Genomic DNA, 14,992 nt, shown 5'->3' with positions numbered 1-14,992 from the left:
TCGGCGCTCAGACCTCCAGCGTCGCCAGGTCGCCCTTGGTCTCCAGCCAGGTTCTGCGATCCCCCGCGCGCTTCTTCGCCAGCAGCATGTCCATCAGCCCGCGGGTGGCGAGGTCGTCGTCCACGGTGAGCTGCACCAGGCGGCGGGTGTCGGGGTGGATGGCCGATTCGCGCAACTGCGAGGGGTTCATCTCGCCCAGGCCCTTGAATCGGGTCACGCTGACCTGGCCCTTGATCTTCTCGCGGGCGATCTTCTCCAGCAGCGCGGCCTTCTCCTCCTCGTCCAGCGCGTAGAACACCTGCTTGCCCACGTCCACGCGGAACAGCGGCGGCATCGCCACGAACACGTGGCCGGCCGCGACCAGCGCCGGGAAGTGGCGCAGGAACAGCGCCGAGAGCAGGGTGGCGATGTGCAGGCCGTCGGAGTCGGCGTCGGCCAGGATCACGATCTTGCCGTAGCGCAGCCCGGAGATGTCGTCCTTGCCGGGATCGCAGCCGATGGCGATGGCGAGGTTGTGCACCTCCTCCGAGGCCAGCACGCTGCCCGAGGCCACTTCCCAGGTGTTGAGGATCTTGCCCCGCAGCGGCAGGATCGCCTGGAAATCCTTGTCGCGCGCCTGCTTGGCGCTGCCGCCGGCCGAGTCGCCCTCGACCAGAAACAGCTCGGTGCGCGACAGGTCCTGGCTGATGCAGTCGGCCAGCTTGCCGGGCAGGGCGGGGCCCTGGGTGACCTTCTTGCGGACGATCTGCTTCTCGGTCTTCAGCCGCGCGCTGGCGCGCTCGATCGCCAGCTGCGCGATCTTCTCGCCCAGTTCCACGTGCTGGTTGAGCCACAGCGAGAACGCATCGTGCGCGGCGCCTTCCACGAAGCCCGCGGCCTGGCGCGAGGACAGCCGCTCCTTGGTCTGCCCGGAGAACTGCGGATCGCTCATCTTCAGCGACAGCACGAAGCTCACCCGGTCCCAGACGTCCTCCGGCGCCAGCTTGACGCCGCGCGGCAGCAGGTTGCGGAAGTCGCAGAATTCCCGCAGCGCATCGGTGAAGCCGGTGCGCAGGCCGTTGACGTGGGTGCCGTGCTGCGCGGTGGGGATCAGGTTGACGTAGCTCTCCTGCACCAGCTCGCCCTCCGCGATCCAGCCCACCGCCCAGTCCACGGCCTCGGTCTCGCGCGCCAGGCGGCCCACGAACAGCTCCGGCGGCAGCGCCTCCAGGCCCGCCAGCGCGCCGCGCAGGTAGTCGCGCAGGCCGTCCTCGTAGTACCAGCGCTCGCGTTCGCCGCTGGCCTCGTCGTACAGGGTCACGGTCAGGCCCGGGCACAGCACCGCCTTGGCGCGCAGCAGGTGGCGCAGCGCGCGCAGGTTGAACTTCGGCGTGTCGAAGTACTTCGGATCGGGCCAGAAGCGCACGCGGGTGCCGGTGTTCCGGCGGCCGACCGTGCCCACCACCTCCAGCGGGGAGGCGCGCTCGCCGTCGCGGAAGGTGATGCGGTGCTCGCTGCCCTCGCGCTTGATGTGCACCTCCACCAGCGTCGACAGCGCGTTGACCACGCTCACGCCCACGCCGTGCAGGCCGCCGGAGAAGGTGTAGTTCTTGTTGCTGAACTTCCCGCCGGCGTGCAGGCGCGTCAGGATCAGCTCGACACCGGGGATCCTCTCTTCCGGGTGGATGTCCACGGGCATGCCGCGGCCGTCGTCGGAGACCTCGCAGCTGCCGTCCTTGTACAGCACCACGTCGATCGTGCGCGCATGGCCGGCCAGCGCCTCGTCCACCGCGTTGTCGATCACTTCCTGCGCCAGGTGGTTCGGGCGCGTGGTGTCGGTGTACATGCCGGGCCGGCGCTTGACCGGGTCCAGCCCGGAGAGGACTTCGATGTCGACGGCGTTGTAGCGGCTGCTCATGCGGGGGCGGCGGGGAAGGGCGGGGCAGCGCATGGTAATGGAAAGGCGGCGCGGTCGCGTTCGCGCAGCGGTCCCGGGGGGCAGCACGGAAAACGCTTCCGGATCAGCTGGGGAAAACCCGGGGTTTTCGGGCCTTTTCGTGACCGTTTCGTAAGCGCGGCGAGAGCACGGGGTTAAGGGTCCGTTGTTCAGTTTCGGGCCGGCCGCGCTGTGCTCAGGTGGCCGCGTCGCCGCCCGGCGGCGCAGGCGGCGCTCCGGCCTCGGCCGGCAGGCGCCACACACCACACCAAAGCTCGGGAGACGAGACCTCATGAAGAAGCACGACATCCTGTTCGCGGCCCTGGTCGGCGCCGCGTTCGCCGCGCCCACCGCCTTCGCCCAGGAAGTGGACCAGGACGCCCTGCGCGACGCCGAGCGCGCGGCCGCGGCCGCCGCGGAGGCCGCGAACGCCGCCGATGCCGAGGCCCGGCAGGCCGAGCAGCACGCCTTCTCCTCCGAACAGCAGGCCCAGCAGGCGCAGCAGCAGGCCGAGGCGGCCGAGTGGCGGACCGAGCAGGCGCAGCCGCCGGTCGAGCCGGAAGAAGAAGACCCGGCCTGATCCGCTCCGGTCCGGGCCGCCCGCGCGGCGGTCCGGCCGGATGCCGCAGCCCACGGGCGCCGCTTTCCGCGGCGCCCGTTCTCGTTGCGGCGCGCGCAGCGCGTCGCAGGCGCTCGCCGGCGAGACCGGCCGGTCGCTTGCCTGTAGAATGGGGCTTTCCAGCGACCGCTGCGCCCATGACTTCCCCCCTCCGCTCCGTCACCCCGCTCGTCTTCGTCACCGGTGGCGTGGTCTCTTCCCTCGGGAAGGGCATCGCCGCGGCGTCCCTCGCCGCCGTCCTCGAGGCCCGCGGCCTGCGGGTGACGATGATGAAGCTCGATCCCTACATCAACGTCGATCCGGGCACGATGAGCCCGTTCCAGCACGGCGAGGTCTACGTCACCGACGACGGCGCCGAGACCGATCTCGACCTCGGCCACTACGAGCGCTTCGTCAACGTGCGGCTGTCGGGCAAGAACTCGATCACCACCGGCAAGATCTACGAGAGCGTGATCCGCAAGGAGCGCCGCGGCGACTACCTGGGCGCGACCGTGCAGGTGATCCCGCACATCACCGACGCGATCAAGCGCGCGATCGACGAGGCCACCCAGGGCTACGACGTGGCGCTGGTCGAGATCGGCGGCACCGTCGGCGACATCGAGTCGCTGCCGTTCCTGGAGGCGATCCGCCAGATCCGCGCCGACCGCGGCCCGGACAAGGCGATGTTCGTGCACCTCACCCTGGTGCCCTACATCGCCGCCGCCGGCGAGCTGAAGACCAAGCCGACCCAGCACTCGGTCAAGGAGCTGCGCTCGATCGGCATCCAGCCCGACGTGCTGCTGTGCCGCAGCGAGCAGCCGCTGCCCGACAGCGAGCGCCGCAAGATCGCGCTGTTCACCAACGTCTCCGAGAAGGCGGTGATCTCGGTGGTCGATCTGGACGACATCCACAAGATCCCGATGTGGCTGCACGCGCAGGGGCTGGACCAGCTGGCGGTGGAGCGGCTGCAGCTGGGCGACCGCGCGGCCGAGCGCGCCGACCTGTCGGAATGGGTGGACGTGGTCGATGCCGCCGAGCATCCCATCGACGAGGTCACGATCGCCGTGGTCGGCAAGTACGTCGATCACAAGGACGCCTACAAGTCCGTCGGCGAGGCGCTCAAGCACGGCGGCATCCGCCAGCGCACCCGGGTGAACCTCAAGTGGGTCGAATCGCAGGATCTGGAACGCCACGGCGCCGAGCGGGCGCTGGACGGCGTCCACGGCGTGCTGGTGCCCGGCGGCTTCGGCGACCGCGGGTTCGAGGGCAAGGTGCTGGCCTCCCGCTACGCGCGCGAGCGCGGCGTCCCGTACTTCGGCATCTGCTACGGCATGCAGGCCGCGGTGGTGGACGTGGCGCGCCACCTCGCCGGGCTGGAAGGCGCCAACAGCACCGAGAACGACCGCCAGACCCCGCACCCGGTGATCGGCCTGATCACCGAGTGGCGCACCCGCAGCGGCGAGGTCGAGCGCCGCAGCGAGGACGACGACCTCGGCGGCACCATGCGCCTCGGGCTGCAGGAGGCGCGGATCAAGCCCGGCACCCGCGCCCATGCGCTGTACGGCCGCGACGTGGTCGGCGAGCGCCACCGCCATCGCTACGAGTTCAACAACCGCTACCGGCCGCAGCTCGAGGAGGCCGGCCTGGTGATCTCCGCCAAGTCGATGGACGACCTGCTGGTGGAGATGATCGAGCTGCCCGACCACCCCTGGTTCATCGCCTGCCAGGCGCATCCGGAATTCCTGTCCACGCCGCGCCAGGGCCATCCGCTGTTCGTCGGCTTCGTGCGCGCCGCGCGCGAGCGCAAGGCCAACGACGGCCAGGCCGGCGGCAAGCTGCTCAAGGAGGCGCAGGCATGAACCTGTGCGGATTCGAGGTCGGCCTGGACCGGCCGTTCTTCCTGATCGCCGGGCCCTGCGTGGTCGAGAGCGAGCAGTTGCAGCTCGACGTCGCCGGCCAGCTCAAGGAGATCGCCGGCGCGCTCGGCATCCCCTTCATTTTCAAGTCCAGCTTCGACAAGGCCAACCGCACCTCGCTGGGCAGCTTCCGCGGCCCCGGCATGGAGGAAGGCCTGCGCGTGCTGTCCGAGGTCAAGCGGCAGATCGGGGTGCCGGTGCTGACCGACGTCCACGAGTACACGCCGATGGACGAGGTCGCCAGCGTCGTGGACGTGCTGCAGACGCCCGCCTTCCTGGTGCGGCAGACCGATTTCATCCTCAAGGTCTGCTCGGCCGGCAAGCCGGTCAACATCAAGAAGGGCCAGTTCCTTTCGCCCTGGGACATGAAACCGGTGGTGGAAAAGGCGAAGTCCACCGGCAATGCGCAGATCATGGTCTGCGAGCGCGGCGCCAGCTTCGGCTACAACAACCTGGTCTCCGACATGCGCAGCCTGGCGGTGATGCGCGACACCGGCTGCCCGGTGGTGTTCGACGCCACCCATTCGGTGCAGCTGCCCGGCGGGCTGGGCGGCGCCAGCGGCGGCCAGCGCGAGTTCGTGCCGGTGCTCGCGCGTGCGGCGGTCGCCGTGGGCGTGGCCGGTCTGTTCATGGAAACCCATCCCGATCCGGCCAAGGCCCTGTCCGACGGTCCCAACGCCTGGCCGCTGGGGAAGATGCGCGCGCTGCTGGAGACCCTGCAGGCGCTCGACCGCGCCGCCAAGCAGGGTGGCTGGCTTGAAACCCCCTGAGCCGGAGCCCGCGCCCGCGCGCGCGGCCGCCCTCGCGGCCCTGATCGCGGCGTGCCTGGCCGGCGCCGCGCCGGCGCAGGCGCCCGTGCCGGCGGCGCCCGCCGGCGCGCCCAGCGCCGAGGACATCGCGCCGCTCGGCGCGGACGAATGGAACCGCTTCGCCCAGGCCATCGACACCCTGCGCCTGTGCGTGGAGGGCACCCGCGGCGCGCGCACGCCCGCGCAGAGCGTGCAGGCCCTGCAGGCGCTGGGCCTGGCTGGCGAAATGCGCGAGCGCGCGCTGGCCCTGCTGCCGCCCGGCGATCCCGGCCGCGCCGCGATCGAGGCCGCGCCCGACGACGCCCAGGCGATCATGCGATCCTTCCAGGCGGTCTCGGCCTGGGCGCCGTCGCGGCCGATCGACCAGGCCCGCGCGCTCGCCTACGTCTACCATTTCGAGGCCCGCGCCACCGGCGGGGCCTGCGTGCCGTCCGAAGACTTCCTGTCCAACTACCAGAAGACGCTGAGCTGATATGAAGATCGCAACCGTCCATGCCCGCGAAATCCTCGACAGCCGCGGCAACCCGACCCTGGAAGCCGAAGTCGTGCTCGAAGACGGCAGCTTCGGCCGCGCGATGGTGCCCTCCGGCGCCTCCACCGGCACCAAGGAAGCGGTGGAGCTGCGCGACGGCGACAGGACCCGCTACCTGGGCAAGGGCGTGCGCAAGGCGGTGGCCAACGTCAACGGCGCGATCGCCGAATCGCTGAAGGGGTTCGACGCCGGCGACCAGGCCGGGCTCGACAAGCGCCTGATCGACCTCGACGGCACCGAGAACAAGGCCCGGCTGGGCGCCAACGCGTTGCTGGGCGTGTCGCTGGCCAACGCGCACGCGGTGGCGGCGGCGCGCAAGGTGCCGCTGTGGAAGCTGCTCGCCGGCGACCGCGCGCCTGCGCTCCCGGTGCCGATGATGAACATCATCAACGGCGGCGCGCATGCCGACAACAACGTCGATTTCCAGGAATTCATGGTGCTGCCGGTGGGCTTCGACTCGTTCGCCGAATCGCTGCGCGCCGGCACCGAGATCTTCCACGCGCTGAAGTCGGTGCTGAAGGGGCAGGGCCTGTCGACCGCGGTCGGCGACGAAGGCGGCTTCGCGCCGGACTTCCGCAGCAACGTCGAGGCGCTCGACACCATCCTGGAGGCGATCGGCAAGGCCGGCTACAGCGCCGGCGACGACGTGCTGCTGGGCCTGGACGTGGCCTCCAGCGAGTTCCACGACAACGGCAAGTACCACCTGGTCGGCGAGAACAAGCGCCTGACCAGCGAGCAGTTCGTCGATTTCCTGGCCGACTGGGTCGCGCAGTACCCGATCGTCACCATCGAGGACGGCATGGCCGAGGACGACTGGGCCGGCTGGAGGCAGCTCACCGACCGCATCGGCGAGCGCGTGCAGCTGGTGGGCGACGACCTGTTCGTGACCAACCCGCGCATCTTCGCGCAAGGCATCGAGTCGAAGACCGCCAACGCGATCCTGATCAAGGTCAACCAGATCGGCACCCTGACCGAGACCCTGGAAGCCATCGCCATGGCCGATGCGGCCCACTACGCCGCGATCGTCTCGCACCGCTCCGGCGAGACCGAGGACACCACCATCGCCGACATCGCGGTCGCCACCACCGCCACCCAGATCAAGACCGGCTCGCTGTGCCGCAGCGACCGCGTGGCCAAGTACAACCAGCTGCTGCGCATCGAGGAAGCGCTGGGCGGCAACGCGCGCTTCGCCGGCCGCGACGCCTTCGTCTCGCTGCGGCGCTGAGCGGAGGGAGCCCGCGTCCATGCGCGCCCTGCGGATCCTGCTGGTGCTGCTGATCGCCCTGCTCGGGTGGCTGCAGTACCGGCTCTGGTTCGGCACCGCGGGCACCCGCGAGGTGGCCGCGCTGCAGGCGCGCGTCGACGAACAGGCCCGGCAGAACGCCGGCCTGGCCGAGCGCAACGCCGCGCTCGCCGCCGAGGTCGCGGACCTGAAATCCCCCACCGGCGAGGCCGCGGTGGAAGAGCGCGCGCGCAGCGAGCTGGGCATGGTGCGGCCGGGCGAGGTGTTCTACCGCGTCGTCGACGCGCCGGTCCACGCCGCGCCGCCGGCCGCGGACGATGCGGCGGATGCGGACGAAGCGCCGGCGCAGGAGCCGCCGCGATGACCTGGGCGGTGGTGCCGGCCGCCGGCCGCGGCGCGCGCTTCGGCGCCGAGCGGCCCAAGCAGTACCTGGAAGTCGCCGGCGAGCCGCTGATCGCGCACGCGCTGCGCGCGCTGCTGGCGCACCCGGGCGTGCGCGGCGTGGTGGTGGCGCTGGCGCCCGACGACGGGCTGTGGCCGGGCTGGCGCGAGTTCGAGGGCCGGCCCGTGCTGGCCTGCACCGGCGGCGGCTCACGTGCGGAATCGGTGCTGGCCGGCCTGCAGGCCTTGCCCGAGGACGTGCGCGCCGACGACTTCGTGCTGGTGCACGATGCCGCGCGCCCCAACCTGCGCCCGGACGATCTGTCGCACCTGCTGGAAGTCGGCCGCGACGACCCGGTCGGCGCGATCCTCGCCGCCCCGGTGCGCGACACGCTCAAGCGCGCCGGCGACGACGGCGGCATCGACGGCACCCAGCCGCGCGAGCGCCTGTGGCGCGCGCTGACCCCGCAGCTGTTCCGTCGCCTGCAGCTGACCCGCGCCCTGCAGGCCGCCCGCGACGCCGGCGTCGAGGTCACCGACGAATCGATGGCGATGGAGCGCCAGGGCGCCCGCCCGCTGCTGGTCGAGGGCGCCGAGGACAACTTCAAGATCACCACGCGCGCCGACCTGGAGCGCTTCGAATTCGTGCTGGCGCGGGCCAGAGGCCAGAGGCCAGAGGCCAGGGGCCAGGGGCCAGGGGAGGGCAGCTGATCGCGTTCATGCCCACGGTCGCTGTAACAGCGTCTCATCCGATCGACCCTCCTGCTTTTTTCTTTCCCTGGCCCCTGGCCCCTGGCCCCTGGCCCCTGGCCCCTGGCCCCTGGCCTCTGGTCCCTGCCCCTTGACCCCTGACCCCTGGACCCCTGCCCCCATGCCCCCCATCCGCATCGGCCACGGCTACGACGTGCATGCCTTCGGCGACGGCGACCACGTCGTCGTCGGCGGCGTGCGCATTCCCCACGAGCGCGGCGTGCTGGCCCACAGCGATGGCGACGTGGCCCTGCACGCGCTGTGCGACGCCATGCTCGGCGCGCTGGCGCTGGGCGACATCGGCGTGCACTTCCCGCCGACCGACCCGCGCTGGAAGGGCGCCGACAGCCGCGTGTTCGTCCGCCACTGCACGGCGCTGCTGGCCGAGCGCGGCTGGCGGGTCGGCAACGCCGACGTCACCGTGGTGTGCGAGCGGCCGAAGATCGGCCCGCACGCGCAGGCGATGCGCGAGGCCATCGCCGCCGACCTCGGCATCGGCCTCGATGCGGTGAGCGTCAAGGCCACCACCAGCGAGCGCCTGGGCTTCACCGGCCGTGGCGAGGGCATCGCCGCGCAGGCGGTCTGCCTGCTGGTCGCGGCATGAGCGAGGCGGGCGGGGAGCTGCCGCGGGCGTTCGGCCCGCCGCCGGCGCGGGCGCGCCTCCGCGCCAGCGACGAGGACTTCCGCGTCGAGGAACTGGACGCCTTCGCCGCCAGCGGCGAGGGCGAGCACCTGCTGCTGACCGTCGAGAAGCGCGGCATGAACACCGCCTTCGCCGCGCGCGCGCTGGCGGCGTGGGCGGGCGTCGACGAACCGGCCGTCGGCTACGCCGGGCTCAAGGACCGCCACGCGGTCACCCGCCAGCGCTTCAGCCTGCACCTGCCCGGGCGCGAGGCACCGCCGCTGGACGCGTTGCGGGTGGACGGCCTGCGGGTGATCTCCGCCGCGCGGCATGCCCGCAAGCTGCCGCGCGGTGCGCTGGCCGGCAACCGCTTCGTGCTGGTGCTGCGCGAAGTGCACGGCGATCGCGCGGCGGTGGCATCGAGGCTCGCCGAGGTCGCCGCGCGCGGCGTGCCCAACTACTTCGGCGAGCAGCGCTTCGGCCGCGGCGGCGGCAACGTCGCCCAGGCGTTGGCGATGTTCGGACACGTTCCGCCCGGCGACGCCGCCGCCCGCCCGCGCAAGCGGCTGCGGCGCGAGGAGCGCACGATGCTGCTGTCGGCCGCGCGTTCGGAATTGTTCAACCGCGCGCTGGCGCGGCGGGTGGAAGCCGACACCTGGGACCGCCCGCTCGACGGCGAGGTGTGGATGCTCGACGGCAGCCGCAGCGTGTTCGGCCCGGAGCCCTGGAACGAAGCCCTGGCGGCGCGCCTGGCCGCATTCGACATCCATCCGACCGCGCCCCTGTGGGGGCTGGGCGAACTGCGCAGCGCCGGCGAGGCGCGCGCGCTCGAGGAAGCGGCGCTCGGCGCCGACGATGCCCTGGCCCTGCGCGCCGGGCTCGAGCGCGCGGGGCTCAGGCAGGAGCGCCGCGCGACCCGCCTGCGCGCGCAGGATCTGGCCTGGGACTGGCCGGCGGACGACGTGCTGGCGTTGCGCTTCTCGCTGCCCCCCGGCGCCTACGCCACCGCCGTGCTGCGCGAGATCGCCGCCACCGCGGAATCGTGAACGCGCGCGCCCCGGCCGCGCCGAGGACCGTTCGTCGGAAAGTGCCCGCGCGCACCGGTGTGCCCGGCGGCGCAGCGTATAAGCGTGAGGCGCAGGCCCGCGAGGCGCGGGCCGCGCCCGGAGACGCCGCCATGCGCATCCTGTTCCGTTCCGCCCTGTGTCTCGTGCCGCTGGCGCTCGCCGCCTGCGCCGGCCCGCAGGCCGTTTCCCGCGTGCCCGCCGCGCAGCCCGGTGTGCGCGGCGAGGTCATCCGCAACGATGCCGAGTACGTCGCGCGGGTCGAAGCCGAGGCGCGGCGGCGCGGCCTCACCGTGCAGTGGCTCAATCCGCCGCCGCGGCGCGAGCCGGCCCGCGCCCGCCGCTAGCCTCCCGCAAACGGGGTCATGCTGTCCCTTCTCCCGCGAGCGGGGCCGGGTCGTCCCTTCTCCCGCAAGCGGGGCACGTTGTTCCTTCTCCCGCAAGCTTGCGGGGGAAGGAAAAAGCAGGATGCCCCCCGCTTGCGGGGGAAGGGAAAAACAGAGTGCTCCCCGCTTGCGGCGGAAGGCGAAGACCGCCTGGTCCCGGCAGGAAGGCGGGGCCTTTCGCAGGCTGAATGTCGAGACAGCCTGGGGGGCGCGGCGCGCTCAGCGCGGCCTGAGCAGCACCAGCACCGCGCCGGTCCCGCCCTGGGCGGGCGGCGCGGAATGGAACGCCAGCACGTCGGCGCGCTGGCGCAGGATGCGGTCCACCACGTTCTTCAGCACCGGCGTGCCTTCGGCGTGGCGGCCCTTGCCGTGGATGACCCGCACGCAGCCCATGCCGGCGTCGCGCGCCTCGGCCAGGAACCGCCGCAGCATCGTCTCGGCCTGCGCCGCGCCGGCATGGTGCAGGTCGAGCTCGTCCTGCGCGGCGTACTGCCCGCGCGACAGGCGCTTGAGCACGCGCGGCGGCACGTCGTCGCGGCGATAGCGCAGGGCGTCGCCGGCGAGCAGGCCGGCTTCCAGCGGACCGGCGCCGTCGAGCAGGCGATGGAACTCGCTGCGCGCGTCGGACTCCTCGCGCTCGGCCATGCGCGGGCGCGGGCTCGGCCGCGGCCTGGGCGCGGGTTCCGGCGCCGGCGGCAGTTCGCGCACCGGCCCGATCGCCGCGCGGAACAGCGCGGCGTCGTCGTCGTGCGGCGGATCGGGATCGCGTGGCATCGGGGCCCGTGGAGCGCGCAGGTGCGCGGAGTCGTCGGCCGGAACTCGCCGGACGCGAAGACGTCCACGCCCGGGGTCGGCCCAGCATACATCCGGTATCATGTCGCGCACAGGTCCTGCGGCGAGGCTCGACAGACAGATTCATGCGCGTACTGGTGAGCAACGATGACGGCGTGGATGCGCCGGGCATCCGCATCCTGGCGGAAGGCCTGCGCGATGCCGGCCACGACGTGCTGATCGTCGCCCCGGACCGCGATCGTTCCGGCGCCAGCAATTCCCTGACCCTGGACATGCCGCTGCGGGTGATCCAGGTGGACGAGGCGACCTGGCGCGTGCACGGCACCCCGACCGACTGCGTGCACGTGGCGATCACCGGCATGCTGGAGATCGAGCCGGACATCGTGGTGTCGGGCATCAACAACACCGCCAACCTCGGCGACGACGTGATCTATTCCGGCACCGTCGCCGCGGCGATGGAAGGCCGCTTCCTCGGCCTGCCGGCGGTGGCGGTCTCGCTGGTCACCCGCGACCACGTGGGCGAGCACTACGACACCGCCGCGCGCGCCGCGGTGGAGATCGTCGAGCGGCTCAAGGCCGACCCGCTGCCGGCCGACACCATCCTCAACGTCAACGTGCCCGACCTGCCGTGGTCGGAGATCGCCGGCTTCGAGGTGACCCGCCTGGGCAACCGCCACCGCGCCGAGCCCTGCGTGCCGCTGGAGGATCCGCGCGGGCGGACCTGGTGGTGGATCGGCCCGGCCGGCCCGGAGCTGGACTCCGGCCCCGGCACCGACTTCCACGCCGTGCGCACCCGCAACATCGCGATCACCCCGATCCACGTCGACCTGACCCGCTACCAGGCGCTGGAGCAGGTCGCCAGCTGGGTCGGCGGGCTGGCGCAGGCGCTCGGGAGCGTCCACGCATGATGACCCCGCGCCTGCGACTGCAGCCCGAGGCGCTGGGGGTCGGCATGACCTCGCAGCGCGTGCGCGATCGCCTGATCGAGCGCCTGCGCGAGGGCGGCATCCGCGACGAACGCGTGCTCAACGCGATCCGCACCGTGCCGCGCCACCTGTTCGTCGACGAGGCGCTGGCCACCCGCGCCTACGAGGACACCGCGCTGCCGATCGGCCACGGCCAGACCATCTCCCAGCCCTGGGTGGTGGCGCGCATGACCGAGACCCTGCTCGAGCAGGGCATGCCGCAGAAGGCGCTTGAGATCGGCACCGGCTCCGGCTACCAGGCCGCGATCCTGGCCGCGCTCGGCATCGAGGTGCATACCGTCGAGCGCATCGGCGAACTGCTGCGGGTGGCGCGCAAGCGCTTCCGCTCGCTGGGCCTCAACGTGCGCAGCAAGCACGACGACGGCCGCGCCGGCTGGGCCGAGAACGGTCCCTTCGACGGCATCCTGGTCACCGCCGCGGCGCCGGCCCTGGTCGATGCGCTGACCGCGCAGCTCGCGGTCGGCGGCGTGCTGGTGGCGCCGGTCGGCGGCAGCGGCGCGCAGACGCTGGTGCGCCTGCGCCGCCGCGAGGACGGCGGCATCGAGCGCACCGACCTGGCCCCGGTGGTGTTCGTGCCGCTGCTGTCGGGCGTGCTGGGCTGATGCGCGTCGCCGCCACGTTCATGCGCACCCCGGCACGCTGTCGCCCGCTCGCTTTCCGCCCCACTCGTGAGGACGCCGCCCCGATGACCGCACATTCCGCGCTCCGGACCCTGGCCGTGGTGGCCGCGCTGGCGCTGTTGAGCGCCTGCGCCAGCAGCCGCGTGGTACGCGAGGGCGGCGCAACGCGGCCGGCCTCGACGCCGCGCCCGGGGCAGAGCGTGACCGTGCAGCGCGGCGATACCGTGTACCGGATCGCGGTCAACAACGGCATCAGTCCGCTGGATCTGGCGATGTGGAACGGCATCGCCCCGCCGTACACCATCTATCCCGGCCAGCGCCTGCGGCTGTACCCGCAGGGCGGCGGCACCGCCGCGCGCCCGTCCGGCCCGGCGTCGCGGCCCGCGCAGGGCGGTACCGCCGCGCGGCCGCCGGCGCAGCCGACCGCGCCGCCGCCGCCGCCGGTGCGCAGCAGCGTCGCCTGGCGCTGGCCCGCCGACGGCCAGCTGGTCAGCCGCTTCGCCGAGGGCGACCCGACCAAGCAGGGCATCGGCATCGCCGGCAGCGGCGGCCAGGCCGTGCGCGCCGCCGCCGACGGCGTGGTGGTGTATTCCGGTTCCGGGCTGGTCGGCTACGGCGAACTGATCATCGTCAAGCACGACGAACAATGGCTCTCGGCCTACGGCCACAACCGCTCGCGGCTGGTCAACGAGGGCGAGCGCGTGCGCGCCGGACAGCAGATCGCCGAGATGGGCCGCAGCGGCGCGGCGCGCGACATGCTGCACTTCGAGATCCGCTACAACGGCAAGCCGGTCGACCCGCTCTCGTACCTGCCGCGCCGCTGACCGGATCGGGGATTCGCAAGCAGCGCGGCCCCCCGGCTTTTCCGGATCACTCGTCCCCGGTCGGGGCCCCGGCGAGCACGAACGCGGCGACCACCCGGCGGCCCTCGCCGGCGAGCACGTGGTAGGTCCGCGCGGCGGCGTCGTTGGCCATGGTCTCCAGGCCGATGCCGCGCGTCAGGCAGGCGGCGACCACCTCGGCCGGCGGGAACACCTGCGTGCGCCCCGAGCCCAGCACCACCAGCTCCGGCGATAGCGCCAGCAGCGCGTCCAGGTCCTCGGCGCGCAGCGCCGCGATGTCCGCGACCGGCCAGTCCTCGACCAGCGCGTCGGGCGCGATCACGAAGCTGCGGGTCAGCCGGCGCTCGTTGACCAGCGCGGTGCGGCCGTCGGCCCCGCGGAGGAAGTAATCGAAGTCGGGCGTTTCGAGATTGAGCTGCATGGGCGGTCGGGCGGTCCGGAGCGGATGAGCCCGGGCCTCAGGCGCGGGGCAGGACGATCCTGCGCTTGTCCTGGGCCGGGCGGTAGAGCACGGCGACGTGGCCGATCCGCTGCACCAGGGCCGCGCCGCTGCGTTCCACCAGCGCCGCGACGAGCGCGTCGCGCTCCTCGCGGTCGGCGGCGGCCACCTTCACCTTGATCAGCTCGTGGTGTTCCAGCAGCCCGTCCAGTTCCGCCGCCAGCGCATCGGTGACGCCCTTGCCGCCGACCTGGAGAACGGCACGCAGGTCGTGGGCCTGGCCGCGGAGGAATCGGGTCTGGGAGGCGGTCAGGGCGATGCTCATCGGGCGGTGGCGGTCAGCGGTCGGAGGGCGGGCAGGGTATCATGCCGGCCGGAACTCCCTGATTTGGCGGCACTTCCGCCGCGCCACGATCCCCCTTATGCCGCCCCGCAGCAAGAGCAGCCAGCGCTGGCTCGCCGAGCACTTCTCCGACCCCTACGTGAAGCGGGCCCAGGCCGAGGGCATGCGTTCGCGCGCCGCCTACAAGCTGGAGGAGCTGGTCGCTCGCGACCGCCTGCTCAAGCCGGGGATGACCGTGGTCGACCTGGGCGCGGCGCCGGGCGGCTGGTCGCAATGGGTCCGCCAGGCGCTGGGCGACGAGGGCCGGGTGATCGCGCTGGACATCCTGGAGATGCCGCCGCTGGCCGGGGTCGAGTTCCTTCATGGCGATTTCAGGGAGGATGCGGTGTTATCGCGGCTGGAGGCCGCGCTCGACGGACGCCCGGTGGATCTTGTGTTGTCGGACATGGCCCCCAACAAGAGCGGTGTGGGTGCCGTCGACCAGCCCCGGGCCATGCACCTGGCCGAACTGGCGATGGCGTTCGCCGACGATCATCTGCGCCCGGGCGGCGCGTTCCTGATCAAGCTGTTCCAGGGCGTGGGCTTCGACGACTACGTCCGCGAGCTGCGGCACCGGTACGACAAGGTCTCGGTCCGCAAGCCGGCGGCGTCGCGGCAGCGCTCTCCGGAGGTCTACGCCCTGGCCCGGGGGCGGCGGCCGCGCTGAGCGGCAGGCTCCAAGGTAGTACCATCGGGCAGCGGTGCGTGGGCGATC

At 72.6% G+C, this 14,992-nt stretch carries 18 protein-coding genes; 14 read left to right on the top strand and 4 right to left on the bottom strand.

The window, feature by feature from the left end:
* Window positions 1-7 precede the first annotated feature (7 nt).
* Window positions 8-1,897 carry a DNA topoisomerase IV subunit B gene (gene parE / locus Z164_RS0112535; protein ID WP_024891033.1) on the bottom strand — a complete coding sequence of 630 codons (1,890 nt, stop codon included), beginning with the start codon at window positions 1,895-1,897 and terminating at the stop codon, window positions 8-10.
* A gap of 310 nt (window positions 1,898-2,207) precedes the next feature.
* Here parE and Z164_RS0112530 point away from each other — a divergent pair, with 310 nt between their 5' ends.
* From Z164_RS0112530 to Z164_RS20565, 10 genes are all read left to right on the top strand, one after another.
* A complete protein-coding gene (locus tag Z164_RS0112530; RefSeq protein WP_024891032.1) occupies window positions 2,208-2,495 on the top strand; it encodes a hypothetical protein in 288 nt (95 codons plus the stop codon).
* Window positions 2,496-2,671: 176 nt separating this feature from the next.
* Window positions 2,672-4,372, top strand: coding sequence for a CTP synthase (gene pyrG / locus Z164_RS0112525; protein ID WP_024891031.1), 1,701 nt, complete (start codon window positions 2,672-2,674; stop codon window positions 4,370-4,372).
* The gene (kdsA, locus tag Z164_RS0112520; protein WP_024891030.1) at window positions 4,369-5,199 is read left to right on the top strand and encodes a 3-deoxy-8-phosphooctulonate synthase; all 831 of its coding nucleotides are present in this window, start codon (window positions 4,369-4,371) and stop codon (window positions 5,197-5,199) included. Before pyrG ends, kdsA begins: the two co-directional genes overlap by 4 nt.
* Window positions 5,186-5,710: a hypothetical protein gene (locus Z164_RS0112515; RefSeq protein WP_024891029.1), complete on the top strand. Its 525-nt coding sequence runs from the start codon at window positions 5,186-5,188 to the stop codon at window positions 5,708-5,710. Before kdsA ends, Z164_RS0112515 begins: the two co-directional genes overlap by 14 nt.
* Window position 5,711: 1 nt before the next feature.
* A complete protein-coding gene (gene eno / locus Z164_RS0112510; protein WP_024891028.1) occupies window positions 5,712-6,995 on the top strand; it encodes a phosphopyruvate hydratase in 1,284 nt (427 codons plus the stop codon).
* A 19-nt stretch (window positions 6,996-7,014) separates the two neighbouring features.
* Window positions 7,015-7,377, top strand: coding sequence for a cell division protein FtsB (gene ftsB, locus Z164_RS0112505; RefSeq protein ID WP_024891027.1), 363 nt, complete (start codon window positions 7,015-7,017; stop codon window positions 7,375-7,377).
* Complete coding sequence (gene ispD, locus Z164_RS0112500) at window positions 7,374-8,105, top strand: 2-C-methyl-D-erythritol 4-phosphate cytidylyltransferase (RefSeq protein WP_024891026.1); 732 nt, start codon at window positions 7,374-7,376, stop codon at window positions 8,103-8,105. Before ftsB ends, ispD begins: the two co-directional genes overlap by 4 nt.
* Before the next feature lie 160 nt (window positions 8,106-8,265).
* Window positions 8,266-8,748 (top strand): 2-C-methyl-D-erythritol 2,4-cyclodiphosphate synthase, encoded by a 483-nt coding sequence (gene ispF, locus Z164_RS0112495; RefSeq protein ID WP_024891025.1) that lies wholly within the window; start codon window positions 8,266-8,268, stop codon window positions 8,746-8,748.
* Window positions 8,745-9,812 carry a tRNA pseudouridine(13) synthase TruD gene (gene truD, locus Z164_RS20570; protein ID WP_043690015.1) on the top strand — a complete coding sequence of 356 codons (1,068 nt, stop codon included), beginning with the start codon at window positions 8,745-8,747 and terminating at the stop codon, window positions 9,810-9,812. Before ispF ends, truD begins: the two co-directional genes overlap by 4 nt.
* A gap of 131 nt (window positions 9,813-9,943) precedes the next feature.
* The gene (locus tag Z164_RS20565; protein WP_043690012.1) at window positions 9,944-10,177 is read left to right on the top strand and encodes a hypothetical protein; all 234 of its coding nucleotides are present in this window, start codon (window positions 9,944-9,946) and stop codon (window positions 10,175-10,177) included.
* A 258-nt stretch (window positions 10,178-10,435) separates the two neighbouring features.
* Here the strand turns inward: Z164_RS20565 and Z164_RS0112485 are convergent, their stop codons facing one another.
* Window positions 10,436-10,990, bottom strand: coding sequence for a Smr/MutS family protein (locus Z164_RS0112485; RefSeq protein ID WP_024891024.1), 555 nt, complete (start codon window positions 10,988-10,990; stop codon window positions 10,436-10,438).
* A gap of 143 nt (window positions 10,991-11,133) precedes the next feature.
* Here Z164_RS0112485 and surE point away from each other — a divergent pair, with 143 nt between their 5' ends.
* From surE to Z164_RS0112470, 3 genes are all read left to right on the top strand, one after another.
* Window positions 11,134-11,916, top strand: coding sequence for a 5'/3'-nucleotidase SurE (gene surE, locus Z164_RS0112480; protein WP_024891023.1), 783 nt, complete (start codon window positions 11,134-11,136; stop codon window positions 11,914-11,916).
* On the top strand, window positions 11,916-12,596 hold the full coding sequence (locus tag Z164_RS0112475; RefSeq protein ID WP_024891022.1) for a protein-L-isoaspartate(D-aspartate) O-methyltransferase: 681 nt from the start codon (window positions 11,916-11,918) through the stop codon (window positions 12,594-12,596). The genes surE and Z164_RS0112475 overlap by 1 nt, the downstream gene beginning before the upstream one ends.
* A gap of 83 nt (window positions 12,597-12,679) precedes the next feature.
* Window positions 12,680-13,438: a peptidoglycan DD-metalloendopeptidase family protein gene (locus Z164_RS0112470; RefSeq protein ID WP_024891021.1), complete on the top strand. Its 759-nt coding sequence runs from the start codon at window positions 12,680-12,682 to the stop codon at window positions 13,436-13,438.
* Window positions 13,439-13,484: 46 nt separating this feature from the next.
* On the opposite strand, the gene Z164_RS0112465 is transcribed toward Z164_RS0112470, so the two are convergent.
* A complete protein-coding gene (locus Z164_RS0112465; RefSeq protein ID WP_024891020.1) occupies window positions 13,485-13,877 on the bottom strand; it encodes an Mth938-like domain-containing protein in 393 nt (130 codons plus the stop codon).
* Window positions 13,878-13,914: 37 nt separating this feature from the next.
* Window positions 13,915-14,220 carry a ribosome assembly RNA-binding protein YhbY gene (gene yhbY, locus Z164_RS0112460; protein ID WP_024891019.1) on the bottom strand — a complete coding sequence of 102 codons (306 nt, stop codon included), beginning with the start codon at window positions 14,218-14,220 and terminating at the stop codon, window positions 13,915-13,917.
* Between the two features lie 97 nt (window positions 14,221-14,317).
* Here yhbY and rlmE point away from each other — a divergent pair, with 97 nt between their 5' ends.
* Window positions 14,318-14,944 (top strand): 23S rRNA (uridine(2552)-2'-O)-methyltransferase RlmE, encoded by a 627-nt coding sequence (gene rlmE / locus Z164_RS0112455; RefSeq protein WP_024891018.1) that lies wholly within the window; start codon window positions 14,318-14,320, stop codon window positions 14,942-14,944.
* Window positions 14,945-14,992 lie beyond the last annotated feature (48 nt).

Source organism: Luteimonas huabeiensis HB2, assembly GCF_000559025.1.
Lineage (GTDB): Bacteria > Pseudomonadota > Gammaproteobacteria > Xanthomonadales > Xanthomonadaceae > Luteimonas > Luteimonas huabeiensis.
Note: the sequence above shows the minus strand (reverse complement) of the source record. Positions and strands in the feature narration are given on the sequence as shown.

Excerpts from the sequence above, each read along its gene's own strand:
- Z164_RS0112475 (WP_024891022.1), top strand. The coding sequence starts at position 11,916 with ATGACCCCGCGCCTGCGACTGCAGCCCGAGGCGCTGGGGGTCGGCATG.
- eno (WP_024891028.1), top strand. The coding sequence starts at position 5,712 with ATGAAGATCGCAACCGTCCATGCCCGCGAAATCCTCGACAGCCGCGGC.
- Z164_RS0112470 (WP_024891021.1), top strand. The coding sequence starts at position 12,680 with ATGACCGCACATTCCGCGCTCCGGACCCTGGCCGTGGTGGCCGCGCTG.
- truD (WP_043690015.1), top strand. The coding sequence starts at position 8,745 with ATGAGCGAGGCGGGCGGGGAGCTGCCGCGGGCGTTCGGCCCGCCGCCG.
- pyrG (WP_024891031.1), top strand. The coding sequence starts at position 2,672 with ATGACTTCCCCCCTCCGCTCCGTCACCCCGCTCGTCTTCGTCACCGGT.
- Z164_RS0112465 (WP_024891020.1), bottom strand. The coding sequence starts at position 13,877 with ATGCAGCTCAATCTCGAAACGCCCGACTTCGATTACTTCCTCCGCGGG.
- ispF (WP_024891025.1), top strand. The coding sequence starts at position 8,266 with ATGCCCCCCATCCGCATCGGCCACGGCTACGACGTGCATGCCTTCGGC.
- kdsA (WP_024891030.1), top strand. The coding sequence starts at position 4,369 with ATGAACCTGTGCGGATTCGAGGTCGGCCTGGACCGGCCGTTCTTCCTG.
- Z164_RS20565 (WP_043690012.1), top strand. The coding sequence starts at position 9,944 with ATGCGCATCCTGTTCCGTTCCGCCCTGTGTCTCGTGCCGCTGGCGCTC.
- Z164_RS0112485 (WP_024891024.1), bottom strand. The coding sequence starts at position 10,990 with ATGCCACGCGATCCCGATCCGCCGCACGACGACGACGCCGCGCTGTTC.
- yhbY (WP_024891019.1), bottom strand. The coding sequence starts at position 14,220 with ATGAGCATCGCCCTGACCGCCTCCCAGACCCGATTCCTCCGCGGCCAG.
- surE (WP_024891023.1), top strand. The coding sequence starts at position 11,134 with ATGCGCGTACTGGTGAGCAACGATGACGGCGTGGATGCGCCGGGCATC.
- rlmE (WP_024891018.1), top strand. The coding sequence starts at position 14,318 with ATGCCGCCCCGCAGCAAGAGCAGCCAGCGCTGGCTCGCCGAGCACTTC.
- ispD (WP_024891026.1), top strand. The coding sequence starts at position 7,374 with ATGACCTGGGCGGTGGTGCCGGCCGCCGGCCGCGGCGCGCGCTTCGGC.
- Z164_RS0112530 (WP_024891032.1), top strand. The coding sequence starts at position 2,208 with ATGAAGAAGCACGACATCCTGTTCGCGGCCCTGGTCGGCGCCGCGTTC.
- parE (WP_024891033.1), bottom strand. The coding sequence starts at position 1,897 with ATGAGCAGCCGCTACAACGCCGTCGACATCGAAGTCCTCTCCGGGCTG.
- ftsB (WP_024891027.1), top strand. The coding sequence starts at position 7,015 with ATGCGCGCCCTGCGGATCCTGCTGGTGCTGCTGATCGCCCTGCTCGGG.